This is a genomic window from Shewanella inventionis, assembly GCF_014641855.1.
Classification (GTDB): domain Bacteria; phylum Pseudomonadota; class Gammaproteobacteria; order Enterobacterales; family Shewanellaceae; genus Shewanella; species Shewanella inventionis.
In genome coordinates, this window is the sequence record NZ_BMII01000017.1 from 19,102 (window position 1) to 45,480 (window position 26,379).

A 26,379-nucleotide genomic window follows, 5' to 3' on the forward strand; every position below is an offset into this window, starting at 1 on the left:
GTTAAAACTCGACTCGGTAACGGCAATGATGACTACTGCTGTTACCGATCATTTCATCATAAGCCGTTTGGATCTCTATCATGGCGTAATGAATTCCATGTTGTTTAAGCAGCTCTTTTGCTTGTGTAATGGAATTAAGGCTCATTAATTTACCCGTTTTATCACGAGCACTTTTAAAGTTCCCTTGTTCATCTTCTATACCCAATAAATAATGGTTTGAATCAGCATAACTGATAATGGTTGGGTGCTGGGCCTGCTGGCTAATGGCTGACTTTATTTCTGGTAGTTGCATAATCGCCTCCGTTGCTGTGTAACGTGTATTACGATGCTTAGGTGGATATAGTTCAATATTTAATCGATGATAAACTGGAGGATAAAAAAATAGGTTACCTCAATGAGATAACCTATTATGGAAGATGTACATTTATGTGGATTGTTTACGTAGATTGTTTACGTAGATTATTTACGTAAATAATTGACCACAGCTATCATTAACAGCAATCCACATAATATCAGTAGGGGGTATTGACCTATTTTTCTAAACCAGGTTTCCCCTTTGTAAAGTGGGACTTCTGCAACCAGCACACCAGTCTCAAATTGTGGAATGGCATCTGTTATTCGCCCTCGGGGATCTACAATCGCAGTAACACCGTTATTTGTGCCTCGTAATAGTGGTTTACCCATTTCGATGGCGCGCATTTGAGCGATTTCCATATGCTGTAATGGCCCATTCGATGCACCAAACCAAGCATCATTTGAGACGGTGAGTAACATATCGGTTTGATTAGTTACACTTGCTCTAACTTGTTCTGGGAATACGATTTCATAACAGATAGCCGGCGCAATATGGTAACCGACAGCGGTAAGGTTTTTCTGTGTGTAGTCACCTCGTTGAAATGATGACATTGGTAAATTAAAAAAAGGTGCAATGGGGCGAAGTAAATCACCAAAGGGCACAAATTCACCAATAGGCAACAAATGGTGTTTTTTAAACTCATTGCTGCCATCGCCAAGGTAATCAGCACCTTGTTGCTGCTTTTTATTATGATTACCTAATACAATCAGCGAATTATAAAAGTCTTGTTGCTGGTGGCTAATTATTCCAGTGATAATGGCCATGTTATTGATGTTAGCAACTTGATTTGCATTAGCTAAAAAATCTTCAACCATGGCTTCTGGAGCGGGTATGGCGGCTTCTGGCCAAATGACGATATCAACGCTTGAGGTTTCATCAAATTGAGCGCGAGTAAGATCCATGTATTTTAGCATGGTAGGCCAAAGCGCTTCAGGTTCCCACTTCATACTTTGTGGAATGTTACCTTGGACTAACGCCACCTTTACCGTTTTACCGCTGGCAGAAATCGGGTTGAGCTGCGGTGCTGCCCAAGCGCTTAATACTAAAACAGGAAATATGATTAACGCTGGTAATGCCCGCTTTTGTGTTAGCAGCATTAATGCTCCAGCAACAAGAGCGACGACAAAGCTTAACCCAAGTGCGCCAATAAAACTGGCTAATTCACTTAATGGTCCAGCGGTTTGGCTGTAACCTGCCCATATCCACGGAAATCCTGTTAGCACCCAACCGCGTAGCCATTCTGTTAATACCCACAATGCAGGAAATAAGCCTAGGTACAGTAAGATTGGCGATAAGGTATAGCGCTCTTTTTGAGATAGCTTTTTGAGTAAATAGCCGCAAATTGCAGGATAAATAGCTAAATAAAGCGCCAAGATAGCCATTAATGCCATAGACACAAAAATGGGCATACCACCAAAGGTGTCTATGCTGACATGTACCCAGCTGATACCAACAACAAAACAGCCAAATCCAAAGCTGAGCCAGTAATACAGGCTTTGTTTTGCATTTAATGGTTTGCTTTGCCATAGCGCAAAAGTCAGCGCGAGTGGGTATGCGGCCCAAATTTCATAGGGCGCAAAAGATAACGCAGTGCTGGCGCCAGCAATAAATGCTGTCACCAGACTGACAATACTCAAGTTAGAGTATACAGATTGATTGTTTAACACGATTTAGTCGTCGAATTCTTCGCTAAGGTTGGGGTCGGGTAGCTTAACACGAAGTTGCACTAAACGGCGGTTATCTGCGTTGATGACTTTGAATTCAATATTGTCGATAACAATACTTTCATTACGCTCTGGTAGATGACCAAAGGCATGCGACACTAAACCGCCAACGGTATCAAACTCTTCATCGCTAAAGCTTGTCCCACAGGCTTCATTAAAATCGTCGATTTCAGTTAAGGCTTTCACCATAAACACAGTGTTACTGAGTTTTTTAATTTCAGTATCTTCTACCGAGTTATGGTCAAATTCGTCTTCGATTTCGCCAACGATTTCTTCCAAAATATCTTCAATAGTGACTAATCCAGACACACCACCGTATTCATCCACTACAATGGCCATATGATAACGTTGCGAGCGAAACTCTTTGAGTAGTACATCAACGCGTTTGCTTTCTGGCACGACCACGGCTGGGCGGATCACCTGAGCGAGTGTGAAGGGTTCATCCGATTGTTTGAAACCGTACTTGATCAAATCTTTGGCTAGCAAGATACCTTCGATATGATCTTTGTCTTCATTGACAACCGGGAAGCGAGAATGACCTGAGTCGATAACTGTTTCTAGCAGTTGTTCGACACTAGAGTCGACTTGAATGGTTACTATTTGTGACCGCGGGATCATGATGTCGCGTACACGCAGGTCGGAAACCTCTAATACACCTTTAATCATTTCGCGAGTGTCTTCGGTTATCAGGTCGCGCATTTCAGCGCCTGCAATGACGTCAACTAAGTCTTCGCGATTTTGAGGTTCGCCCTGAAATAGTTGGTTGATTTTGTCGAACCAGCTTCTCTTGTGGGCGTTTGTACTCGGGGGGATATCGTCACTCATAATATTTCTCTAAACAAGGCTATCTATAAGATATACCATGCTTATTTATGCTTCCTTATAGGGGTCTGAAAAACCTAAGCCTTCAACAAGTTGGGTCTCTAATGACTCCATCTCATCGGCTTCCTCGTCGATAATATGGTCATAACCTAGTAAATGCAAGCAGCCGTGTATGACCATGTGTGCCCAATGGGCATTTAAGGGTTTATTTTGCTCGATAGCTTCTTGTTCAACGACCGTTGCACAAATGACTAAATCACCTAATAGAGGCAGTTCCACTTCAGGTGGCGCCTCAAAGGGAAACGACAACACGTTAGTGGGTTTGTCTTTGCCACGATAGGTTAAGTTAAGGTGCTGGCTTTCGACAATGTCAACAATCCGTATGGTCAGTTCAACCTCTGGCATGGTTTGGCCGATGGCCGTTCGTACCCAAGCTTCAAATTCAGCTTGGGTTGGAATGTTTACATTTTCGGCTGCAATTTGTAAGTCCAGATCTAGCAATATCTCGTGTGGGCTCATTGTGCCGACTCCTGGTTTTCTTGCTGCTGACGTTTTTGCTCGCGTTCGCGGTAAGCTTGCTCTTTTGCCGCCTTCTCAATCTGTTCTTTTTGCTCAAATGCTTCATAAGCTTCAACAATACGCGCAACCACTGGATGACGGACTACATCTTGCGCAATAAAGAAGTTAAAGCTGATTTCTGGCACTTCACTCAGAACTTCAATTGCGTGGCGTAAACCAGACTTTTGGCTGCGTGGTAAGTCAATTTGAGTGATGTCACCGGTAATCACTGCTCGTGAATTAAAACCAATCCGAGTTAAGAACATTTTCATTTGCTCTACTGTGGTGTTTTGGCTTTCGTCCAAAATAATGAATGCATCATTGAGCGTGCGGCCGCGCATATAAGCAAGTGGAGCGACTTCAATAACACTGCGTTCAATGAGTTTTTCAACTTTCTCGAAGCCCATCATTTCAAACAGCGCATCATAAAGCGGGCGTAAGTAAGGGTCGACTTTTTGGCTTAAATCGCCTGGTAGGAATCCCAGTTTTTCACCCGCTTCAACCGCTGGGCGGGTTAGTAAAATACGACGTACTTCTTGGCGCTCATAAGCATCGACTGCTGCGGCTACGGCCAAATAGGTTTTACCTGTACCAGCAGGGCCAATACCAAAACTAATATCATGGCGGGTGATATTGTGCATGTATACGCTTTGATTTGGCGTGCGAGGCTTAATAACACCCCGTTTGGTTTTGATGTGAATGCTGCTGTCATCTGACTCTTGCTCTGCTTCAAGATTGATTGCTTCTTGAATGGCTAGGTGGACAACTTCGGGTTCTAAATCTGGAGTGCTGCCTTTGACGGTTTGGGTTTCGATATACAGTTGACGTAATAAATTATTAGCATTTAAGGCATTACGCGGCAAACCAACAATAGTAAAGTGGTTGTTTTTATGGATTATCTCTACGCCTAAACGACGTTCAAGCTGTTTGATATTGTCATCAAATGGGCCACATAATGAGGCTAAACGGCGTGTATCTGATGGTTCAAGATACAAGTTCATGGTAGTGACTTTAGTGGTCAAATAAGGCTCCAGTGATTAGTTTGTAACAACAAAAAAGAAAATAGATTGTATGACCTCAGTTTACGAGTGTCTTTATTGAATTACCATAATACGCCTAATTTTTGGCAAAAATAAAGGCGGACTAGCCGCCTTTATTTTGCATTCTTAATCAAGCTGATTTATGGCTTAAATTGGGTCACACCCAAAACATCATCTTGTTTGTGTTTTGCTAAAATATCAGACGGACGTAAACTGCGGCGTAAGTCCATTTCACTTTCGCCACGAATAAATTCGCCACGTAGTGAGTTGGTATATACATCGACAATTTTCACATCAACAAAACTGCCAATGTGAGTGTGTGGTGCTTCAAAGTTCACTACACGATTGTTTTCAGTACGACCGCGAAGCTCCATTGGATTCTTTACTGAAGGACCTTCAACTAAAATACGTTGAACCGTGCCTAACATTTGACGGCTGTAACGCATCGCTTGTTGGGTGATGCGGTCTTGTAAAATGGCTAAACGTTGTTTCTTTTCGTCTTCACTTACATCATCGGGGAGATCTGCTGCTGGTGTTCCAGGGCGGGCGCTGTAAATAAAGCTAAAGCTGTGATCGAATGCCACGTCTTCAATTAACTTCATGGTGTCTGCAAAGTCTTCAGCGGTTTCGCCAGGGAAGCCGATAATAAAGTCAGAACTAATTTGAATGTCTGGACGCGCTTTGCGTAAACGGCGAATGATTGACTTGTATTCAATTGCCATATGACCGCGTTTCATTTGGGTTAAAATACGGTCAGAACCTGATTGCACTGGTAAGTGTAAAAAGCTTACAAGTTCAGGCGTGTCTTCGTACACATCAATAATATCTTGAGTAAACTCAATCGGATGGCTGGTGGTAAAGCGTAAACGATCGATACCGTCAATCGAGGCGATTAAGCGTAATAACTCTGCGAATGTACAAATTTGATCATCGTGAGTGGCGCCGCGGTATGCATTAACGTTTTGGCCAAGTAAATTGACTTCGCGTACACCTTGAGCTGCTAATTGCGCGACTTCAAGAATGATGTCGTCTAATGGGCGGCTCACCTCTTCACCACGTGTATAAGGTACTACGCAGAAAGAGCAGTATTTGCTGCAACCTTCCATAATCGACACAAACGCCGTTGGGCCTTCAGCACGAGGTTCAGGCAGACGGTCAAATTTTTCGATTTCAGGAAAGCTAATATCAATAACCGCTTTTTCGCCACGTTTGATCTGTTCGATCATTTCAGGCAAGCGATGTAAGGTTTGAGGGCCAAAAATAATGTCAACGCATTGAGCGCGATCTTTAATGGCTTTACCTTCTTGTGAAGCAACACAACCACCCACACCGATAATGAGGTTTGGATTTTTGTCTTTTAAGGTTTTCCAACGCCCTAGCTGATGGAAAACCTTCTCCTGTGCTTTTTCACGAATAGAGCAAGTATTGAGCAGCAATACGTCTGCTTCGCTCGCGTCTTCGGTCAAGGTGTACCCTTGATAGTCGTCTAATAAATCAGCCATCTTTGATGAGTCATACTCATTCATTTGACAGCCCCAGGTTTTAATATGAAGTTTTTTACTCATCAGTGCTCGCCAGTAAACAACAGTAAAAATAGCGCGATATTTTACCTGTTGTCGGGCGCTCTGGCTAGCACTAGTGCAAGTTTCGCTCGTTTAGCGGTAAAGTTTTTGATACCCCTTCAAAATGTAATGTTTTAAGCGATTAGGCAAAACATTCTGAATATACACATAAAAAGCCTATTTAACCGTGTTCTTTAGCCTGGGGAGGCAGCCGTTTTAGTGGGGGGCACGATAAACTTGGCTAAACCTTTCCGTGTTTTGTGGATATAGGGCATAATTAATCGCATTACAAATGGGTTTGTCGAACAAGATGACTTAAGCTTAGGCGTTGGCTGGTGAGCCATCTATTTTGATAAGTGGCCTATTAAGTGCTCTTACAGCATGCTTGGACCTTTTAGCCGCGAAAATACTCAGTTACTTTTTATGGATATCGATACGATGCAAGACATTCGAGACACTAGGGATACTCAATCTTCAACTGCTTACGATGCCGTGATTGTTGGCGGTGGTATGGTGGGCGCAGCCTCCGCCATTGGTCTTGGGCAGCTTGGATTAAAAGTCGCAGTGATTGAAGCCCGTGCTGTGCAAGATTACGATCCTGAGCAACCATTAGATGTACGAGTTTCAGCTATCAGTGTGGCAACCGAGCAGCTGTTAACTCGTTTAGGTGTTATGGAAGCGTTATTAACCATGCGTCATGCACCATATACCGGATTAGAAACCTGGGAAATGGACGGTTGTTTAACCTCATTTACAGCGGAGCAAGTTGGTCAGGCGCGCCTGGGGTATTTTTTTGAAAATCGTCTTATCCAACTGAGTTTGTGGAATCAAATAAATTGCATGGATAATGTTGATCTGCTTTGTCCAAATAAAGTAAATCAATTTACTCGCAGCAGCGAGATGGACGCAATTGAGATTAGCTTAGATAATGGCTTGGTATTGCGCACAAGGTTACTTGTTGGTGCTGATGGTGCAAACTCTCAAGTGCGCCAATGGGCAGGAATAGGAGTGACAGGTTGGGATTATGCTCAATCAGCAATGCTAATTAATATTCATACTCAAACTGAGCAGCAATCAGTTACCTGGCAACAATTTACTCCCGCTGGTCCACGAAGTTTATTACCCCTTCCAGGTCATAATGCATCATTAGTGTGGTACGACGATGCAAATCGTATTAAGCAGTTATCACAATTAAGTCAGTTGCAATTGGCTGAACAAATCAAAAAGCATTTCCCATCAAGATTAGATCCTAACTTTAGCGTTCAAAGCAGCGGCAGTTTTACGTTAACTCGCCGACATGCCCAGCGTTATTACCAGGATAACCTGGTCATTATTGGTGATGCGGCCCATACCATTAATCCCCTTGCTGGCCAGGGAGTCAATATCGGCTTTAAAGACGTTGATGTGTTGGTGGCGCAAGTGGCTAATGCAATTTGTCGTAATGAAGCGTGGTGGCAAGCGCCAGTATTAAAGCGTTATCAACAGTCGCGTTATTATGATAATCAACTCATGATGACCGCGATGGACGCCTTTTATGCCAGTTTTAGCAATGACTTACTCCCACTTAAATTAATGCGTAATGGTGCATTAAAACTGGCCAATATCGACTCCCCCATAAAACGTAAAGTATTAAAGTATGCTCTTGGATTGAACTAGCACCCCCTTAGGTCTGCATCCGCTAAACTTGTGGTTTGTTGACAAGCCATTTGAATGCTAAAATGCCGCGTTTTGCATCATGTATGCGCTTGCAACCTCGCTTGATTGGGGGTTAAGTTGCCGACAGGTTTATTGCGGATAAACAGATTAGGTTGTAATGAGTAACATTAAATTGATTGTTGGGCTGGCAAACCCTGGTGCTGAATATGCACAAACTCGCCATAATGCGGGGGCGTGGTACGTGCAAGAGTTAGCGCGTATTTGTAACGCTCCTTTGGTTGCTGACAGTAAATATTTTGGTGTCACTGCTCGTGCGATATTGCATGGTAGAGATGTCCGTTTGTTGATCCCAACAACATTTATGAATTTAAGCGGTAAATCTGTCGCTGCATTGGCCAATTTTTTCCGCATTTTGCCTGAAGAGATTTTAGTGGCCCATGATGAATTAGACATGGATCCCGGTGTCGCTAAATTTAAGTTAGGCGGTGGGCATGGCGGGCATAATGGCTTAAAAGACATTATTGCCAGTTTGGGAAACGACAAAAATTTCCATCGTTTGCGTATTGGCATTGGCCATCCAGGCGATAAAAATAAAGTCAGCGGTTATGTGCTAGGTAAAGCGCCCGCAGCAGAGCAAGAGCTTATAAACGCTGCTATTGATGAAGCCGTGCGTGCTACTGAGATTTTATTCAAACAAGACATGGTGAAAGCCATGCACAGATTACATTCGTTTAAAGCAGAATAAGCACAGCTAGTTTTGTTTTAACACCTTATTCGACATCATTATCCAGTGGGATAATTCTACATATATAAAGGTAAGCATATGGGTTTTAAATGCGGCATTGTTGGTTTGCCAAACGTGGGTAAATCAACGCTGTTTAATGCGTTAACACAAGCGGGTATTGAAGCGGCAAACTTTCCGTTTTGTACGATTGAACCAAATACTGGTGTGGTGCCTGTTCCAGACCCACGTCTTGACGCGTTAGCTGAAATTGTAAAACCACAACGCATATTACCTACCACAATGGAGTTTGTAGACATTGCAGGTTTAGTTGCAGGAGCCTCTAAAGGTGAAGGTTTAGGTAATAAGTTCTTAGCAAACATTCGTGAAACAGACGCCATTGGCCATGTGGTGCGTTGTTTTGAAGACCCAAACATTGTTCATGTGGCAAACAAGATTGACCCAGCGGGCGATATTGAAGTTATTAACACTGAACTTGCTTTAGCTGACCTTGACTCGTGTGAACGTGCTATTTTACGTCAAGCTAAACGCGCCAAAGGTGGTGACTCAGATGCTAAATTTGAAGTGAGCGTACTTGAAAAAATGCGCCCTGTTTTAGATGAAGGCAAAATGTTGCGCTCAATGGAGTTAACTAAAGAAGAAAAAGCAGCCGTTGCTTACTTAAACTTCTTAACCATGAAACCAACAATGTACATTGCTAACGTTGCTGAAGATGGATTTGAAAATAACCCACACTTAGATGTTGTGCGTACCATTGCTGCAACAGAAAATGCAATTGTGGTGCCTGTTTGTGCCGCTATTGAGTCAGAGCTTGCTGAAATGGAAGCAGAGGACCGTGCTGAGTTTATGGCTGATCTAGGCCTAGAAGAGTCAGGTTTAGACCGTGTTATTCGTGCAGGTTACGAGTTACTGAATCTGCAAACATATTTTACTGCAGGCGTAAAAGAGGTTCGTGCTTGGACCGTTCCGGTTGGTGCATCTGCGCCGCAGGCTGCTGGTGTTATCCATACAGACTTTGAGCGCGGCTTTATTCGTGCGCAAGTAATGGCTTATAGTGATTTTATTACCTACAAAGGTGAAGCCGGTGCAAAAGAAGCTGGCAAATTGCGTGTAGAAGGTAAAACGTATATCGTTAAAGACGGCGACGTAATGCATTTCTTATTTAACGTGTAAGCGTTATTTAAGATAGTGATGGGGCGTAAAGTCAGATTAGGGGGAGATTAATTGGTTTTTTTGTCGATTCGGCATCCAGTTTGGTGAAGTTATAGCCGAACAATACGAATTGATGAAAATAGCGAAAAAAACCAGTTGACCTCGATAACCTGAATAAGCATAATACGCCCCGTTCCTCGCCAAGAGGGATTGCAAAAAAGTAGTGGCAATATAGCTCAGCTGGTTAGAGCACAGCACTCATAATGCTGGGGTCGCAGGTTCAAGTCCCGCTATTGCTACCATTACTTTGCACATCTTACTCAAGATGTAAAACTAGAGCGTAGTGCGGGAATGGTGAAATTGGTAGACACGCCAGATTTAGGTTCTGGTGCCGCAAGGTGTGAGAGTTCAAGTCTCTCTTCCCGTACCATTAATTAGAAACGCTGGCTTAGTTAAGCGGGCATTTCAACAAGTTTGATTGGGATATCGCCAAGCGGTAAGGCACCGGGTTTTGATCTCGGCATTCCAAGGTTCGAATCCTTGTATCCCAGCCATTTATTAGTTAGAAAAAGATTATTGGGATATCGCCAAGCGGTAAGGCACCGGGTTTTGATCTCGGCATTCCAAGGTTCGAATCCTTGTATCCCAGCCATCTTTGGCAATATAGCTCAGTTGGTTAGAGCACAGCACTCATAATGCTGGGGTCGCAGGTTCAAGTCCCGCTATTGCTACCATTTTTACAGGGTAGAGTAAGGTCTTAACATTAAGTGATTGCTTATTGCCTGTAGAAGTCAAAGTTTACTCTTGTTATAATTAGGGTATACTCAAAGTTAAAATTTGATGCGGGAATGGTGAAATTGGTAGACACGCCAGATTTAGGTTCTGGTGCCGCAAGGTGTGAGAGTTCAAGTCTCTCTTCCCGTACCATCAAATTGAGTCAAATAGATTTACCTTCTTGATCCACAATAAAAATAATAAATAAACAAATTATTGGGGTATCGCCAAGCGGTAAGGCACCGGGTTTTGATCTCGGCATCCCCAGGTTCGAATCCTGGTACCCCAGCCAAATTCTAAAAAGCTCGTCTTTATGACGGGCTTTTTGCTTTGTATTTTTTAGTGTTTGTGAAGTATCGATAGTCTTTTCCTATTAACACAATTGATTCTATCGGTTATCCAACCACGCCATCGTTGTTTAGAATGACCTTATGCAATTAATTATTAGTATCAGGTCAACTATGAACACCCAAGACTACTCACCATTCACTTCTGCTAAGCAAGGATCCGCGCCCATGACTGCACTCATTGCTGAGGGTGGTGGTCAGCGCGGTATTTTTACTGCAGGGGTACTTGATGCGTGGCTAGATGCTGAGTTTGACCCATTTGATTTATTTATTGGTACCTCTGCCGGATCGCAAAACCTCACCAGCTTTTTAGCCAGACAAAAAGGCTATGCAAAGCGATTAATTCGCGGCTTATCGCGACATAAACGTTTTTACCAGTTAGGTCGTGGTCTTGTTGGTGGTCATGTGGTGGATTTAGATTGGTACTTTGATAAAACCACACGTGGCAGCTTTGCATTAGACTTTGAAACCGCCAGTAAAACGTTAGGGCAGCGACAATTATTAATTACTGCAACCAATGCCAGAGACCGTCAAGGATACTTTTTAAGTCCTAGTGATGATAGTAACCACTGGCGCGAACTGTTAAAGGCATCAAGTGCGTTACCGTTCCTTTATAAGCAGGGTGTTAAGTTAACGCCATGGTTGGCGTCAGATGCGGCAAATCAATCTGCAGAGCAAACTTCATCAATACAAGAAGACTTCTTTTTAGATGGTGGCTTAGCTGCGCCATTACCGGTGCGAGAGGCTTATCAGCGTGGTGCGCGCAAAATTGTGGTGATCCGCACGGTAAACGCTGACTTTCAAGCGCAATCAGCGTGGGTGCATAAGCTTAAATCGTGGATTTGTGTCTCAGGTTATTGCCCTAAAACCATTGATTACCTAGTACAGCATGAACAAGCTTATCAGGAAGAGCTTGCGTTTATGGCTAATCCGCCTGCTGGTGTCGAAATAGTGCAAATTTTTGCTGATGACACTTTGCAGAGCAAATTACTTGGCAGTACCGATGCTGATTTGCGACAAGACTATCGCTCTGGTGTTGCTGCTGGGAATGCATTTTTGCAACGAGTTAATTTGCAACCAGGTAATTTTCAACAAGGTAATGAAGATGAGTTATCGCCAGTTGCCTTTCATGCCCAACATGGTATGCAGCCGCAGGCATTATCTGCATAATCGAGACAATAAAAAACGCACTCAATGAGTGCGTTTTAGTGTGCGACTAATTGAAGGCAATATTAGTGGCGGAACATCGCAGAGATAGACTCTTCGTTGCTAACACGGCGGATGGCTTCAGCAAGTACAGCTGACATGGTCAGTTGAGTCACTTTATCCACTTTAAGCATTTCTGGGCTTAAAGGTACTGTGTCGGTTACGATCACTTCATCGATGACTGAATTTGCAATGTTTTCAGCTGCATTACCTGAAAAGACAGGGTGAGTTGCATATGCAAATACGCGGTTAGCACCATGCTCTTTCAAGGCTTCAGCTGCTTTACATAGCGTACCGCCTGTGTCGATCATGTCATCAACAATAATACAGTCACGCCCTTGTACATCACCAATAATGTGCATAACTTGTGCAACGTTGGCCTGTGGGCGACGCTTATCGATAATCGCAAGATCTGAATCATCTAATAGCTTGGCAACCGCACGCGCACGAACAACGCCACCAATGTCTGGCGAAACCACAACTGGGTTTTCAAGCTTTTTAGCTAGCATGTCTTCAAGTAACACAGGGCTACCAAACACGTTATCTACTGGTACGTCGAAGAAACCTTGGATTTGCTCAGCGTGTAGGTCGCATGTTAATACTCGGTCAACACCAACGCTAGACAAAAAATCTGCAACAACTTTAGCGGTGATAGGCACACGGGCACTGCGCACGCGGCGGTCTTGACGAGCATAACCAAAGTAAGGAATAACGGCAGTAATACGACCAGCAGACGCACGACGAAGAGCATCAACCATTACAATAAGCTCCATGAGGTTATCGTTAGTTGGTGCGCAAGTAGATTGGATGATAAATACATCCGCACCACGTACATTTTCGTTTATTTGAACACTGATTTCACCGTCGCTGAAACGGCCTACAACTGCGTCGCCAAGCTTACAAAATAAACGTTCTGCAATCTTATTGGCTAGATTTGGGGTAGCGTTACCAGCAAAGAGCTTGATGTCGGGCACTTTATGAACCTCAGGTGTTTGCTTTACTATTAAAGGCTAGATCAATTTTACGTGTTATCACTCAAAACTGACCCAGAAGAAAAATATGTTGTTAGAGTTGCTCAAGCCGCGTCAGTAACGGTGACTTGTTCATCCCTTTTGCGACAAAGCCTTGCATATCGGCCGGTAATTCGGCTAAAGCATCTAGGGCCTGCTGCGAATGTGTAAATTCCCCGAACACGCATGCGCCAGTTCCGGTCATTCTTGACGGCGCATATTCTACCAGCCAGCTTAAGGCATTGGCAACTTGAGGGTACTTAGTTGTGACGAGTTTCTGACAATCATTAGTCCATTTTTGTGTCAATAAACTGCTCATGTCTAATTTTGGTGTGTTACGTGGCAGATCAGGATCTTGGAATATCTCTTTAGTCGATACATGTACTTTAGGTACAATGACAAGGTACCAAGGCTCGGCAGGTTGAACGTTAATAAGTTGTTCGCCCACTCCCTCAGCAAAGGCTGATAAACCATTAATAAAAACAGGTACATCCGCACCTAATGCCAAGCCTATTTCTGCAAGTTTTGATCGAGAAACATTGGTATTCCAAAGCGCATTTAACGCCACTAATGTGGTGGCGGCATCAGACGAACCTCCACCTAATCCTCCACCCATAGGGAGTAATTTATTTAACCAAATATGCGCTCCACCTTTATATTGGGTGTAACGTTTTAGTGATTTTGCGGCTTTAAGAATTAAGTTATCTCTGTCAGCGACAGAATCGCCAAGATTTGAATGTAACACCAAATCGGCCGATTCTGTTACATGGAAGTCCAGGTAATCACAATGGTCAATAAACTGAAAAAGTGTTTGTAATTCGTGGTAGCCATCAGGCCGTTGACCTGTGATGTGTAAAAAAAGATTAAGCTTTGCTGGCGCAGGCCAACTTTTAGAGGCAACTGATTTAAGTGAGCTGGCTGATTTCATGTTTTCACTACCTTGTTGATAGATCAATTTACCGTGTGCTTATTTGGTGTTGATCTTTACCGCTGTCCATTGGTTTGTTTGGATCTTTATTTGCACATCATCACGTTCAATTTTTAATAGCTTAGGTACTGGGGCACCACTTTGTTGTTGCCAACTCATAAACGTAACATGCCAATCTGCTTGTGGATCATTGCTAATAAGTTGTTTAATGGTGCCATCAGAATTGTAGCTTACAACCTCATCTTTGCTACTCGTTTGGCCTGTAATCCACAATGGTAAGTTGTCTAACGGAATGGACCAGCCACTAATACCGGTTAATAGTTCTTGGGCATTTCTGTCATGGTAAGTTTTTCCGTCAACTTCGAGTGTGGCCATGCCTTCTGTGGTGGTTAATACCAGCACAGTGGTGCCTAATACTGTGGTTAGGCGTAAATCATTAGCAGTTGGTTGGTGTAACCAATATAAATTGGTACTGAATTTTTCTTCTGCGGTTTTAACGGCAATTTTACCTTGAAGTTCCCAAGCTTTGGCTTGCGAAGCTTGGCTCACATCTATAGGGGTCATTTGCTCTGACGGAGTAATAGTACAACCTGATAGCAAAAACAGGATGACAATAACAGATGTGTGTAACGCGGATATGGATAAACGCAATGGCTTGCCTAGCGGTTGCTTAAGATGGCTTAATGATACTGGGCTTAAGCTATGATGTAAAAATGCTTTTCTAAAATTAATGTGATTTTAATCTAACCCATAAGATAATTGCTTTATATCTAAGAAATAAAAATTTAGACATTTATTCGGTTTTGTTAAGCCAATTGTGTTTTTAGTTGGTTCAATTCAGTAGAATAGCCTAATTAACGTTACCGAAAAGAACTTGATACAGTCAAATGAGCCTAGTAGCAATCGGGATAAACCATAAAACCGCCACGGTAGATTTGCGTGAAAAAGTCGCTTTCTCTCCAGACCGCATTCATGACGCCATGAAAAGCTTGGCGAGTCGCACTCGCACGGGTGAGGCTGTTATTGTGTCTACCTGTAACCGCACTGAACTTTACTGTAATAATGCTGAAAAACAAGACATTATAGAGTGGCTAGAAGATTATCATCAACTCAATCATGATGATTTAATGCCGTGTATTTATGCCTATGAAGAACAAGTAGCGGTTAAACATTTAATGCGTGTAGCTTCAGGGCTTGATTCGTTAGTGTTAGGTGAGCCGCAGATCTTAGGGCAAGTAAAGCAAGCATTTGTTAAAGCCAAAGAGGCGGGTACCACAGCCGCAACAATAGATCGCCTGTTTCAAAATACGTTTTCAGTGGCCAAAAAAGTTCGCACAGATACTGAAATTGGTGCAGCAGCCGTATCAGTGGCTTTTGCTGCGGTGAGCATGGCTAAACATATTTTCTCGTCGTTAAGCACAACCAAAGTGTTGTTAATTGGTGCCGGTGAAACAATTGAGCTTGTTGCGAAACATTTAAAAGATAATGGCGTCGCGTCAATGGTGGTGGCAAACCGAACCATTGAGCGTGCTCAAGCCATGTGCGAAGAGTTCAATGCCACTGCAATTACTTTACAACAAATACCAGACTTTCTCGCAAAAGCCGATATCGTGATATCCTCTACAGCAAGTCCTTTACCTATTTTAGGTAAAGGAATGGTTGAAAAAGCATTAAAACAACGTCGTCATCAACCGATGTTGTTAGTTGATATTGCAGTTCCGAGAGATATTGAAGCAGAAGTCGGTGAGTTAGACGACGCATTCCTTTATACTGTCGACGATCTGCATAGCATTATTGAACAGAACATGGCTTCACGTAAGGAAGCCGCCGAGCAAGCAGAATTAATTACTGAAGAACAATCGCACTTATTTATGGAGTGGATCCGGTCTTTAGAGTCAGTCGACAGTATTCGCGAATATCGCAGCCAGAGCTTGGCGATAAAAGATGAGTTAGTTGAGCGAGCCTTGAACAAGTTGTCTCAGGGCGGTGACAGTGAGCAAGTGATAGTCGAATTAGCAAATAGGCTAACGAATCGCTTAATTCACGCCCCTACGCAATCGCTAACCTCAGCCAGTCGTCAAGGCGATTTGAATACGTTGGGCTTATTAAGAACTGCGCTTGGTTTAGATAAAAACTAAGGTTAGCGAGCTAAATGAAAGAATCCGTTATCCGCAAGCTAGAAGGCTTGCTTGAGCGTAATGAAGAAGTATTGGCATTACTAAGTGATGCTAGCGTGATTGCGGATCAAGACCGCTTCCGTGCATTATCAAAAGAATACTCACAGCTTGAAGATGTTGTCAGTAGTTTTAAGGCATTTCAACAAGCGCAAAAAGACTTCGAATATGCCAAAGAAATGCTTGAAGAAGACGATGCTGACATGCGCGAAATGGCGCAAGAAGAGTATAAGCAGTCAAAGCAGATCCTTGAAAGGCTAGAAGCCGAATTACAAATTTTGTTATTGCCAACAGATCCAAACGACGACACTAACGCGTTTCTTGAGATCCGTGCTGGTGCAGGTGGTGATGAAGCAGCGATTTTTGCTGGCGACTTATACCGTATGTATTCACGCTACTGTGAAGCTAACCGTTGGCAAATGGAAGTCATGAACCTCAATGAAGGCGAGCATGGCGGTTTTAAAGAAATCATTGTCAAGGTGAGTGGCGAAGGTGCCTACGGTAAACTAAAATTTGAATCAGGCGGACACCGGGTGCAACGAGTCCCTGAAACCGAATCTCAAGGCCGTGTGCACACATCTGCTTGTACTGTAGTGGTACTGCACGAAGTCCCTGAAGCTGAAGCGATTTCGATTAACCCTGCCGATCTTAAAGTGGATACTTTCCGTGCATCAGGCGCGGGCGGTCAGCACGTTAACAAAACCGACTCTGCCATTCGTATTACCCATATTCCGTCGGGCATTATTGTTGAATGTCAGGATCAACGTTCGCAGCATAAAAACCGTGCCCAAGCCATGAGTGTATTGGCAGCTCGAATTCAAGCTGTTGAAGATGAAAAACGCCGTAGCGCCGAAGAGTCGACTCGTCGTAGTCTGGTTGCCAGTGGTGATCGTTCTGAGCGCATCAGAACGTATAACTACCCACAAGGGCGCGTAAGCGATCATCGCATTAACTTAACCTTATATCGCTTAAATGAAGTGATGGAAGGTGACTTAAATGCGTTGCTTGACCCCATCATGCAAGAACATCAGGCTGATATGCTTGCAGCCCTTGCAGACGAATAAGGAGTGAACTTGTCTCAGTCTTCGTATTCAACTATCGCTGAAGCCCTGCAATGGGCTTATTCACAATTAGCGGCTACTTCAGAATCTGCTCACGTAGATGCTGAGGTGTTGCTATTGCATTGTTTGAATAAAAACCGCAGCTTTTTATATACTTGGCCTGAACGGCAGCTCACAACAGATCAGTTTAAAGCGTTTAGCCAGATGGTGGCTAAACGCCAATCAGGTTTGCCAGTTGCACATATCATTGGCGAGCGAGAATTCTGGTCACTCCCTTTTATTGTTAATGATTCGACACTGATCCCAAGACCCGACACTGAAATTTTGGTTGAAACGGCGCTGAATTTAACCTTACGTCATAATGCTAAGGTATTAGATTTAGGTACTGGCACAGGCGCAATCGCCTTGTCTCTGGCGTCTGAGCGTCCAAAGTGGCGTATTACTGCCATTGATAATGTGCCAGGTGCAGTTGAATTAGCTAAAGCAAATCGTGCTAATTTGAACCTACCTGATGTTGAAATTATTCAATCTAATTGGTTTTCAGCCGTTGAACATCGTGACTTTGACTTAATCGTTTCTAATCCACCTTATATCGATGAAGCTGACGAGCATTTGAATATGGGGGACGTGCGTTTTGAGCCACAAAGCGCCTTAACCGCAGCAGACGAAGGTTACGCCGATTTATTTCACATTGCCGATACCGCGCGTTCACATTTGCTAGCTGGTGGGTACCTGTTGCTTGAACATGGTTATGAACAAGCCATCAAAGTGCGTGAAAAACTCATTGAACTCGGTTATCAAAACGTTGCTACTGTGCGTGATTTTGGTAGTAACGACCGTTGTACCTTAGGCCAATGGATCGATTGATTATCTAATTACACATCGCGGCCAACTCCCCTGAATATTTTTACAGACCATGATATTGGTATACGTAAAGCTGTTCTAGTACACTAGCCGCCATTTTATTTATTATCTTAAGAGACTTAGCAATGGAAACATTTTACAGTTTATATCCAGCAGTAAAGCACTCTCACATGCTGTTAGTCGCATTAAGTGTGACCTTTTTTGTTGTGCGTTTTGTGCTGCATTTACGTCAGTCTCCAATCATGGAGAAAAAGTTTGTTAAAGTGGCACCGCATGTCATTGATACTTTTTTACTACTGTCAGGCTTTACGCTTTGCTTTATGATCAAACAGTATCCGTTTGTCGACCCGTGGATGACCGAAAAAATCATCTGTGTGGTGGCTTACATTGCATTAGGGATTATGGCGCTTAAATCAAACCGAAATAAACTGTTTAAGTTTTTTGCGTTTATCGGTGCAATTGGTTGGGTAGTGCTCGCGGCCAAGCTGGCTCATTTTAAACAAGTCGTATTAATGGGTTAATTGGGTTTAATGGCAAAATATCTTCTCAACGATGCAGTTTCTATTCCAGAAACTGCATTTGAACTTTCTGAACACCTTGGTTTTTCGGCATCTAAACCTGCTATGTGGGCTTGGTATGAAATGGCCGGGGCTGTGCTTAGTCATTATGTTGTTGACCAGCAATCGCGTTTGCAAGGCTTATTTAAATGGTTTTACAACGACTTAGGTTTTTGCGCTCGTGACAACTACTTTAGTATTGAGGCCGCAGATTTAAGTTATTGCGTGCTTAAACGCCAGGGTAACAGCACGACTTTGTCTATACTGCTGATTTTGTTGGCAAAGCAACTTGATTTAACGCTTGAGGCTATCTTGCTTCCGGGCAATACTGTGCTCAAAAGTCAGGTTAATGACGTGGTTAAATACCATGATCCATTGACCGGTAAAGAGCTCAGTCGTCACCAACTGCACGCGTTAGTGCGTGGCGAAATGGGTAATGCCGCTAAATTAAAACCAAGCCATTTAAAACCTGCTACCTTAAAACGTTTGATTAGCCGAATGCTGCATGAGTTAAAAGCAGGTTGTATTGTTAATCAAAAGTTTGAGTCAGCAATGGAGTGTTGTAACTTATTATTGCAGTGGCATCCTGATGATGTTCACCTCAATCGTGAGCGCGCTTTTATTGCCCAGCAATTAGGCTGTATTAAAGTGGCGATGTCTGATTTACAACATTTTATAGATTTAAGCCCACATGATCCGGTAATCGAACTGGTTAAGATTCAATTAAAAGAATTGAGTCAACATACTCAGGTTTACCATTAAGTTAGGCGCACGCTGTTTTACGTATGTAAAGCAGCGTAACATAATAATAGGCTTTTAAAAGCCAGTTAAAGTAAGTACCTATAACTATTATAAATACTGCATTTGCAAGGGAGAATACTGCATGACCACGTCAGCTATGGTGAGCAATGATGCCACCGCACTGGGTTTACTCGCCGTTATTTTAGGGTTTGTGTTTTACACCAGCTCGTCGCCACATCCATTTTGGCAAAAGTTTTATAAATATATTCCTGCATTGCTGTTATGTTATTTCTTGCCTTCATTGCTTAACACCTTTGGCGTTATTGATGGCCATGCATCACAGTTATACTTTGTTGCATCACGTTATTTGCTTCCAGCCTGTTTGGTATTGCTCATTTTAAGTGTCGATTTAAAAGCTATTTTAGGCCTAGGCCCTAAAGCGGTAATCATGTTTTTAACCGGCACATTAGGTATTGTAATTGGTGGCCCTATTGCCTTGTTACTTGTGTCTATGATTGATCCAAGCTTGGTTGGCAATAATGGCCCTGATGCCGTTTGGCGCGGTATGACAACTCTTGCAGGCAGTTGGATTGGCGGCGGTGCAAACCAGGCCGCAATGAAAGAGATTTATGAGGTTGGTGGTGAGATTTTCTCGGTAATGGTGACAGTCGATGTGATTGTGGCCAACATTTGGATGGCGGTGTTGCTATTTATGGCTTCTAAAGCCAAAGAGATCGATGCCAAAACCGGTGCTGACACCAGTGCAATTGAATCGCTTAAACAAAAAGTTGAAAAATACCACGCTGAAAACTCGCGGATCCCGTCACTTCGCGACATTATGATGATTGTGGCCGTTGGTTTTGGTGTAACAGGTTTTGCCCATTTTGCTGCCGATTTCTTAGGGCCGTTTTTTGAAGCTAATTATCCCTGGACAGAAGATTACAGCTTAACCTCTAAATTTTTCTGGTTAGTGGTGATTGTAACTACAGTCGGTTTAGGCCTTTCGTTTAGCCCTATTCGCCATCTTGAGGCCGCTGGAGCCTCTAAAATTGCGTCGGCATTTTTATACATTTTAGTTGCCACTATTGGTTTGCACATGGATGTATCGAAAATAATGGACACACCGATTTATTTCCTTGTGGGCATTGTGTGGATGATTGTACATGCAGGCTTGATGCTATTTGTGGCTAAACTGATTAAAGCGCCGTTGTTTTATATGGCGGTGGGCAGTCAAGCTAACGTGGGGGGCGCGGCTTCCGCTCCTGTTGTTGCAGCAGCGTTCCACCCAGCCCTTGCGCCAGTTGGGGTGTTATTGGCCGTATTCGGTTATGCATTAGGTACCTACATGGCATGGCTATGTGGTCAGTTATTACAAGTTGTCGCAGGTTAATGCGCAAAGAGGTTCCAATGGATCAAAAAATTATTCAATTAGCTAACAATATCAAGGTTGCCAATGACCAGCCATTCGTTCTGTTTGGTGGCATGAACGTACTTGAGTCTCGCGATCTAGCCATGTCTATTGCAGAGCACTATGTGGAAGTAACCCAAAAATTGGGTATTCCTTACGTATTTAAGGCCTCATTTGATAAGGCAAACCGTTCGTCGGTTAATTCTTATCGTGGCCCTGGTATGGAAGAAGGGTTACGCATTTTTGAAGAAATTAAATCAACCTTCAATGTGCCATTAATTACTGACGTACATGAAACGCATCAATGCGCACCCGTTGCAGAAGTTGTTGATGTGATTCAGTTGCCAGCGTTTTTAGCTCGTCAAACCGATTTAGTAGTAGCGATGGCGAAAACGGGCGCAGTGATCAACGTGAAAAAGCCACAGTTTTTAGCGCCCCATGAAATGCGTCATATCATCACCAAATTTAATGAAGCCGGAAACGACAAGATTATTTTGTGTGAGCGTGGTAGTAGTTTTGGTTACAACAACCTTGTGGTTGACATGCTTGGTATGGATGAAATGAAACAAACCGGTTATCCGGTGATTTTTGATGCCACTCACGCACTACAGCGCCCAGGTGGGCGAGCTGACTCTGCTGGTGGTCGTCGTGCTCAAGCCACAGAACTTGCTCGTAGTGGTATGGCCTTAGGTTTAGCAGGCTTGTTTATTGAAGCGCATCCAGACCCAGATAACGCCAAATGTGATGGCCCTTGTGCTTTGCCGTTGCATTTGCTCGAACAGTATTTAACTCAGATGAAAGCGGTGGATGAACTCGTTAAATCATTTGAGTTTATTGATACCAGTAAATAACTAGGTTTTTAGATTCTGAATTAGGGTAAGTTGATTTTTAATCAATTTGACACACAATGAGTGTCTTTTATCCACGGTAAACAGTAATCTAGTTGCCCCTTGTATAAGCCCTGACTTGTTACAACGTCAGGGCTTTTTCTTTTTGGAATTAACGATGTGGATTTTATTTACCTTCCTCGCGGCATTTATGCAGGCTTGGCGCAATGCGTTTCAGAGTAAACTGAGTAAAGAGGTTAGCGTTGCTGGGGTAACCTTGGCGCGATTTATTTGGGCAGGCCCAATTGCGACGCTGTATTTATTCAGTTTATATCAATATCAACCGACAGCTTTACCTGACTTTAGCTCCTCATTTTGGGGATTTGTCATTGGTGCGTCAACCATGCAAATATTGGCGACAGGCTTAATGGTTAAGTTATTCAAAATGCAGAATTTTGCTATTGGGGCAGGGCTGGCAAAAAGTGAGGCGTTGGTCGCCGCCATTTTAGGCGTGTTTTTTTTCGGTACGCAGCTGTCATTATTAGGTTGGATAGGTGTTCTTGTTGGCGGCATTGCAGTGATGTTGTTAAGCAGTAAGCAAGGGTTTAAACAGTTATCGATTAACACCGTCTTGCTAGGTTTGGCTTGTGGTACTGCCTTTGCGTTAACATCTTTATGGGTGCGCGAGGCCAGTTTAACGCTAGAAGGCCCTTTTACTCATCGGGCTGCATGGGTATTGCTGTGGGTGATTAGCATTCAAACTATGGTACTCATTGCTTATTTACTGGCAAAAGACAAATCAACATTAACAGCCTTATGGCAACGACCAAAGCTCACTTTATCAATCAGTATTACCAGTTGCATTGGGTCAATAGGATGGTTCAGTGCAATGTCTTTGCAAGCTGTGCCTTATGTTAAAACTCTTGGCCAGATTGAAGTGTTTTTTACGTTAATGATTGCCGCGTTGTGGCTTAAAGATAAAGTAAAAATAAACGATGTTGCTGGTCTAGTGCTAATCGCCTTGGCAGCCATATTAGTGATGTGGAATTAATTGGGTTAACTCAGTGAGGCAACTTTAGTAGCAAGACATTGATTTACTGGAACATTAAGTTTGTGATGTTGAGCGCGTTGGCAAATATAGCCGTTAATATAGTCTATTTCAGTTGTTCTATGATGAGTGACATCTTGATACATAGACGAAAAGTTAGCCGATGTTAGCGCAATGACCTTATACACTCGTTCAGTGAGTAAGGTTGGATCTAACTCAATACCATCGCATTGAGCGACAGCGACAAGCTCATTGATAATTAGCGTTATTTGCTCTCGATACTCATCATCAGCTAATTGACCATTGGCGCATTGATGTAATGCGGTTAATGGATTAATGACCGCGTTTACTGCCAGCTTTTGCCATAACACCGCTAATACCGGCTGATGCCATTCAACTGGTTGCTCCTGGCTCGCTATTGCCTGAATGCGCGCGTGTAAATGATTTGCTAATGGATGCCCACAGTAATGGCCAAGTTGCGTTACACCAACGCCTGTATGTTTAATATGCCACTGATTTATTGCTAATGCGGCCAAAGATGTTGTACCAAGAGTTAACCCTTGCTCTGGGTATGGTCTAAGGGCAGTAGACACAGCAATGTGAGGACCTAAACCATTATGTAGCAAGATAATATGGCATTGAGGTGATAACTTACTTAACAGTGGTATAAGCGCTTCTTCAACTTGATAAGCCTTAACACACACGAGTAATAATTTGACTTCATTAAGGCGAGGATCTTTGGTGCCTAATAGCACTGCATCAGTATTATGGATCTGGCCTTTAATATCGGTAAACCTAAGTGGCTGCAGCTGGGTGTGAGATTGGCGGCTAATTAAGACGACGTCATGACTCGGTTGATTTGGGCTGGTATGACACAGCTGATGATACATCAATTGGCCAATAGCGCCGGCGCCTAATATTGCAATATTGGGTGAACAGGCGGGAGCTGTTGTATGTACCATCGTTTCTGGCCTTATTGTAATGCGTAATTAAGGTTTATGTCTTAATTTTCGATATTGCAGTATCGAAAAATGAAGCAGATAAAATAATGCTATGCCACCAAGATCTGCCGCAACATCGCCAACAGAGGCGCTGCGATAAGGTAGACGTGATTGAACCAGTTCAATTAAAAGAGCATAAGTGGCCAGCGCGGCGCATAGATAATACCATTTGGGTTTAAAGGCATAATGAGCAAGATAAGACAGCGCGAAAAAACTGCCTAGATGACCCACTTTATCCATATGTGAAAAGGATTGTGGATAATTGGGTTTTGAAAAAACTAAATAGCTAGTCACAATCACGGCGACAACTAACGCAAGTTTAAACATGTTTTTGTAAGTGATCACGAGCGTTACATCAGCCTTGTGAAATCAGAATATGCTTAATAATAAGAAACCTGCTTGATATTGTCACGAATAAACCTCTAATGGAGTTGATAATTGTTCTAAAGCGCTGTTTTTCAGTCTTAAGAATGGCGAATAGATATGACAGTTTTTCAATGATTATAGGCGTTGTAGATACAATTTTAGCAAAAACACCCATTTAGTGATTTTTTGTTCATCAAGTAATTCTTTGTAGCAGTTTTCAGTTGAGAGACGCGCGAAGCGACTGCTTCACTATGCCGATAATCCTACCTAGTGTAAAATAGGTTCAAACGAATAGCGCTTGGGTGAATAGCCCGTGATGTATCGAAGAGGAAAGCAACATGCCATCTATGGATATTGTGTCAGAAATTAATGAAGAAGAGCTACGCAACGCGGTAGAGAATTCCCGTCGTGAAGTGTCTAGTCGATTTGATTTGCGTGGCAAAGAGATTGATATTGACCTGAAAGACAATGTAGTGACTTTAAAAGCGGAAGATGACTTCATTTGTAAGCAGCTCGTTGACATATTGCGCATGCAACTGAGTAAGCGTAATGTTGATCCATCTGCAATGGAGGTTGACGACAAAGCGATACACAGCGGTAAAACCTTCAGTTTAAAAGTGAGCTTTAAGCAAGGGATCGATGCCTTAGTGGCTAAAAAGCTGGTTAAAGCAATTAAAGACAGTAAGTTAAAAGTTCAGTCAGCTATTCAAGGCGACAAAGTTCGCGTTACAGGTAAAAAACGTGATGATTTACAAGCGGTAATGAGATTGGCCAGAGAGTCAGACTTAGGCCAGCCTTTTCAGTTTGATAACTTTAAAGACTAACGCTTAACGCCACTTGTGCGTTAACGTTGAATACCCAAATAAAAAGCCGATAGGGAAACCTTATCGGCTTTTTTGTATTTTAGGATACAGAAATTGTTGCGGTGTAGTACCTTTGTTATTTTTATAGTGGCGGTTTTTCCGCATCCATTTCATTGCTTGGCGTTGATATATCGGTAACCACCAAAGGTTTTTGTGATCGATTGACTAATACCACTAACAGCAACACAGGAAAGCCTATCAAACTGGCCGCAACAAAGAAGTTGATATAGCCAAATGCATCCACGTACACGCCAGAAAATCCGGCAATAAACTTTGGAAACAGCAGCATAATTGATGACAATAACGCGTATTGTGTCGCGCTGTAGCCGCTGCTAGTCAAGCTAGACAAGTAGGCAATGAATGCAGCAGTAGCAATACCCGCACTGAAGTTATCGACCGAAATGGCAAAGGTTAAAAAAGGGATGTTGTAACCAATGTAGGCTTGCCATGCAAACAATAAGTTAGTGATAGCCACCAACAATGCGCCTAAAAATAGGATTTTCATGGTGCCATAACGCATCAATAATACGCCACCAAAGGCAGCGCCAACCAGGGTCATAATTAAGCCATAGACTTTGCTAATAAATGCGATTTCTTCTTTATTAAAGCCCATGTCAACGTAAAACACGTTGGCCATAATACCCATGACGATATCTGAAATACGATAACAAGAAATAAGCAACAAGATTAAAATGGCGCTTTTACCATATCGTTTAAAGAAATCAATAAAGGGTAAAACACTGGCGCTATAAAGCCACGCCATTGAGTTGGCCATTTTTTTTGGGTATTTAGCCGCAAATTCGGCTCGTAATAACCGCTCTTTTTCGTCGGCTTGTTTGGTATCCACTTGTGGTTCTTGACTAAAAAGCGTGGTGAGAATACCCACTCCCATCAGCAATGCCATCACAAAATAGGCGGTTTGCCAGGCGGCTAAATTATAAGAGTCGTCGCCAGGAGATACCCAGGCGGCTATGGTTAATGCGCCTGCGGTGGCAATAATCATTGCACTGCGATAACCCACTTGATAAGCCGCAGCTAGTGCCGCTTGCATTTTTTCAGGGGCTGATTCAATCCTAAATGCGTCGATAACAATATCTTGTGTTGCAGAGGCGAAGGCGAGTAATAATGCGCATAACGCTAGACGTTCTAGATTAACCAGCGGGTCGCTGATTGACATGCCTAAAATAGCTGCCACTAGGCAAAGCTGTGCAAACAGCATCCAGCCACGACGCCGTCCAAAAAAACGCGTAAATAAAGGCAGCGACATGCGGTCAACTAATGGAGACCATGCCCATTTAAAGGCATAGGTAAGGGCTATCCAGCTAAAATACCCAATGGCGGCCCGATCAACGCCCGCTTCTCGCAGCCAAAAACTTAATGTTGAAAATACCAACATAAGGGGTAAGCCGGCAGAAAAACCTAGCAAGAGTAAAATGAATACGCGTTTGTGGTAATAAACCGACAAGGCTTCACGGATTTGAGCAAAGAAAACCAGCATAAGACAACTAGATAAAGGAGAATGGCTCTAGCTTATGTTGCAAGGGGTTTAGGTTCAAGCCATTCATGCAGTTTATTCAATCTAGGTTAACAATG

General features: G+C 43.0%; 25 protein-coding genes and 7 tRNA genes. 20 read left to right on the plus strand and 12 right to left on the minus strand.

The window, feature by feature from the left end:
• Position 1: 1 nt before the first annotated feature.
• The 6 genes from IEW93_RS11115 to miaB form a co-directional block, all read right to left on the minus strand.
• The gene (locus IEW93_RS11115; protein ID WP_188739401.1) at positions 2-292 is read right to left on the minus strand and encodes a DUF6482 family protein; all 291 of its coding nucleotides are present in this window, start codon (positions 290-292) and stop codon (positions 2-4) included.
• Positions 293-459: 167 nt separating this feature from the next.
• Complete coding sequence (gene lnt, locus IEW93_RS11120) at positions 460-2,022, minus strand: apolipoprotein N-acyltransferase (protein WP_188739402.1); 1,563 nt, start codon at positions 2,020-2,022, stop codon at positions 460-462.
• A gap of 3 nt (positions 2,023-2,025) precedes the next feature.
• Positions 2,026-2,904, minus strand: coding sequence for a CNNM family magnesium/cobalt transport protein CorC (corC, locus tag IEW93_RS11125; protein WP_188739403.1), 879 nt, complete (start codon positions 2,902-2,904; stop codon positions 2,026-2,028).
• Between the two features lie 45 nt (positions 2,905-2,949).
• Positions 2,950-3,420 (minus strand): rRNA maturation RNase YbeY, encoded by a 471-nt coding sequence (gene ybeY, locus IEW93_RS11130; RefSeq protein ID WP_188739404.1) that lies wholly within the window; start codon positions 3,418-3,420, stop codon positions 2,950-2,952.
• Positions 3,417-4,481, minus strand: a complete 1,065-nt coding sequence (locus IEW93_RS11135) for a PhoH family protein (RefSeq protein WP_188739405.1) — start codon at positions 4,479-4,481, stop codon at positions 3,417-3,419. The genes ybeY and IEW93_RS11135 overlap by 4 nt, the downstream gene beginning before the upstream one ends.
• A gap of 158 nt (positions 4,482-4,639) precedes the next feature.
• A complete protein-coding gene (miaB, locus tag IEW93_RS11140) occupies positions 4,640-6,064 on the minus strand; it encodes a tRNA (N6-isopentenyl adenosine(37)-C2)-methylthiotransferase MiaB (RefSeq protein ID WP_188739406.1) in 1,425 nt (474 codons plus the stop codon).
• Positions 6,065-6,484: 420 nt separating this feature from the next.
• On the opposite strand from miaB, the gene IEW93_RS11145 reads away from it, so the two are divergent.
• The 11 genes from IEW93_RS11145 to IEW93_RS11195 all read left to right on the plus strand — a co-directional run bounded on the left by IEW93_RS11145 (position 6,485) and on the right by IEW93_RS11195 (position 11,902).
• Entirely contained in the window at positions 6,485-7,717 is a 1,233-nt protein-coding gene (locus IEW93_RS11145; RefSeq protein ID WP_188739490.1) for an FAD-dependent monooxygenase, read from the plus strand.
• A gap of 157 nt (positions 7,718-7,874) precedes the next feature.
• Positions 7,875-8,462 carry an aminoacyl-tRNA hydrolase gene (gene pth / locus IEW93_RS11150; protein WP_188739407.1) on the plus strand — a complete coding sequence of 196 codons (588 nt, stop codon included), beginning with the start codon at positions 7,875-7,877 and terminating at the stop codon, positions 8,460-8,462.
• 78 nt (positions 8,463-8,540) lie between these two features.
• On the plus strand, positions 8,541-9,632 hold the full coding sequence (ychF, locus tag IEW93_RS11155) for a redox-regulated ATPase YchF (RefSeq protein WP_188739408.1): 1,092 nt from the start codon (positions 8,541-8,543) through the stop codon (positions 9,630-9,632).
• 204 nt (positions 9,633-9,836) lie between these two features.
• Positions 9,837-9,913 (plus strand) — tRNA-Met (locus IEW93_RS11160).
• A 43-nt stretch (positions 9,914-9,956) separates the two neighbouring features.
• A tRNA-Leu gene (locus IEW93_RS11165) sits at positions 9,957-10,041 on the plus strand.
• Between the two features lie 49 nt (positions 10,042-10,090).
• Positions 10,091-10,165, plus strand: a tRNA-Gln gene (locus IEW93_RS11170).
• A 23-nt stretch (positions 10,166-10,188) separates the two neighbouring features.
• Positions 10,189-10,263, plus strand: a tRNA-Gln gene (locus IEW93_RS11175).
• 5 nt (positions 10,264-10,268) lie between these two features.
• Positions 10,269-10,345: transfer RNA gene (locus tag IEW93_RS11180), tRNA-Met, on the plus strand.
• Between the two features lie 108 nt (positions 10,346-10,453).
• Positions 10,454-10,538 (plus strand) — tRNA-Leu (locus tag IEW93_RS11185).
• Between the two features lie 64 nt (positions 10,539-10,602).
• Positions 10,603-10,677, plus strand: a tRNA-Gln gene (locus IEW93_RS11190).
• Between the two features lie 169 nt (positions 10,678-10,846).
• Positions 10,847-11,902 carry a patatin-like phospholipase family protein gene (locus IEW93_RS11195; RefSeq protein ID WP_188739409.1) on the plus strand — a complete coding sequence of 352 codons (1,056 nt, stop codon included), beginning with the start codon at positions 10,847-10,849 and terminating at the stop codon, positions 11,900-11,902.
• Positions 11,903-11,964: 62 nt separating this feature from the next.
• Here IEW93_RS11195 and IEW93_RS11200 read toward each other — a convergent pair whose 3' ends face one another.
• From IEW93_RS11200 to lolB, 3 genes are all read right to left on the minus strand, one after another.
• Positions 11,965-12,912 carry a ribose-phosphate pyrophosphokinase gene (locus IEW93_RS11200; protein WP_188739410.1) on the minus strand — a complete coding sequence of 316 codons (948 nt, stop codon included), beginning with the start codon at positions 12,910-12,912 and terminating at the stop codon, positions 11,965-11,967.
• A 91-nt stretch (positions 12,913-13,003) separates the two neighbouring features.
• On the minus strand, positions 13,004-13,876 hold the full coding sequence (ispE, locus tag IEW93_RS11205; protein WP_188739411.1) for a 4-(cytidine 5'-diphospho)-2-C-methyl-D-erythritol kinase: 873 nt from the start codon (positions 13,874-13,876) through the stop codon (positions 13,004-13,006).
• A gap of 39 nt (positions 13,877-13,915) precedes the next feature.
• Positions 13,916-14,527 (minus strand): lipoprotein insertase outer membrane protein LolB, encoded by a 612-nt coding sequence (gene lolB / locus IEW93_RS11210; RefSeq protein ID WP_223418744.1) that lies wholly within the window; start codon positions 14,525-14,527, stop codon positions 13,916-13,918.
• A gap of 236 nt (positions 14,528-14,763) precedes the next feature.
• Between lolB and hemA the strand changes: the two genes are divergently transcribed.
• The 8 genes from hemA (at position 14,764) to IEW93_RS11250 (ending at position 22,559) form a co-directional block, all read left to right on the plus strand.
• Positions 14,764-16,014 carry a glutamyl-tRNA reductase gene (gene hemA / locus IEW93_RS11215; protein WP_188739412.1) on the plus strand — a complete coding sequence of 417 codons (1,251 nt, stop codon included), beginning with the start codon at positions 14,764-14,766 and terminating at the stop codon, positions 16,012-16,014.
• Between the two features lie 14 nt (positions 16,015-16,028).
• Positions 16,029-17,114 (plus strand): peptide chain release factor 1, encoded by a 1,086-nt coding sequence (gene prfA, locus IEW93_RS11220; protein ID WP_188739413.1) that lies wholly within the window; start codon positions 16,029-16,031, stop codon positions 17,112-17,114.
• Positions 17,115-17,123: 9 nt separating this feature from the next.
• Positions 17,124-17,978: a peptide chain release factor N(5)-glutamine methyltransferase gene (prmC, locus tag IEW93_RS11225; RefSeq protein ID WP_188739414.1), complete on the plus strand. Its 855-nt coding sequence runs from the start codon at positions 17,124-17,126 to the stop codon at positions 17,976-17,978.
• A 122-nt stretch (positions 17,979-18,100) separates the two neighbouring features.
• Complete coding sequence (locus IEW93_RS11230) at positions 18,101-18,496, plus strand: SirB2 family protein (protein ID WP_188739415.1); 396 nt, start codon at positions 18,101-18,103, stop codon at positions 18,494-18,496.
• A gap of 9 nt (positions 18,497-18,505) precedes the next feature.
• Positions 18,506-19,294 (plus strand): transglutaminase family protein, encoded by a 789-nt coding sequence (locus tag IEW93_RS11235; RefSeq protein WP_188739416.1) that lies wholly within the window; start codon positions 18,506-18,508, stop codon positions 19,292-19,294.
• A 121-nt stretch (positions 19,295-19,415) separates the two neighbouring features.
• Complete coding sequence (locus IEW93_RS11240) at positions 19,416-20,663, plus strand: DUF819 family protein (RefSeq protein ID WP_188739417.1); 1,248 nt, start codon at positions 19,416-19,418, stop codon at positions 20,661-20,663.
• A 17-nt stretch (positions 20,664-20,680) separates the two neighbouring features.
• Positions 20,681-21,532, plus strand: a complete 852-nt coding sequence (gene kdsA / locus IEW93_RS11245; RefSeq protein ID WP_188739418.1) for a 3-deoxy-8-phosphooctulonate synthase — start codon at positions 20,681-20,683, stop codon at positions 21,530-21,532.
• Between the two features lie 154 nt (positions 21,533-21,686).
• On the plus strand, positions 21,687-22,559 hold the full coding sequence (locus IEW93_RS11250; protein ID WP_188739419.1) for a DMT family transporter: 873 nt from the start codon (positions 21,687-21,689) through the stop codon (positions 22,557-22,559).
• Between the two features lie 5 nt (positions 22,560-22,564).
• On the opposite strand, the gene IEW93_RS11255 is transcribed toward IEW93_RS11250, so the two are convergent.
• Positions 22,565-23,518: a ketopantoate reductase family protein gene (locus IEW93_RS11255; protein ID WP_188739420.1), complete on the minus strand. Its 954-nt coding sequence runs from the start codon at positions 23,516-23,518 to the stop codon at positions 22,565-22,567.
• Between the two features lie 27 nt (positions 23,519-23,545).
• On the minus strand, positions 23,546-23,902 hold the full coding sequence (locus IEW93_RS11260; RefSeq protein WP_188739421.1) for a VanZ family protein: 357 nt from the start codon (positions 23,900-23,902) through the stop codon (positions 23,546-23,548).
• 359 nt (positions 23,903-24,261) lie between these two features.
• Here IEW93_RS11260 and IEW93_RS11265 point away from each other — a divergent pair, with 359 nt between their 5' ends.
• Entirely contained in the window at positions 24,262-24,747 is a 486-nt protein-coding gene (locus IEW93_RS11265) for a YajQ family cyclic di-GMP-binding protein (protein WP_188739422.1), read from the plus strand.
• 121 nt (positions 24,748-24,868) lie between these two features.
• On the opposite strand, the gene IEW93_RS11270 is transcribed toward IEW93_RS11265, so the two are convergent.
• The gene (locus tag IEW93_RS11270; RefSeq protein ID WP_223418742.1) at positions 24,869-26,284 is read right to left on the minus strand and encodes an AmpG family muropeptide MFS transporter; all 1,416 of its coding nucleotides are present in this window, start codon (positions 26,282-26,284) and stop codon (positions 24,869-24,871) included.
• Positions 26,285-26,379: the final 95 nt, after the last annotated feature.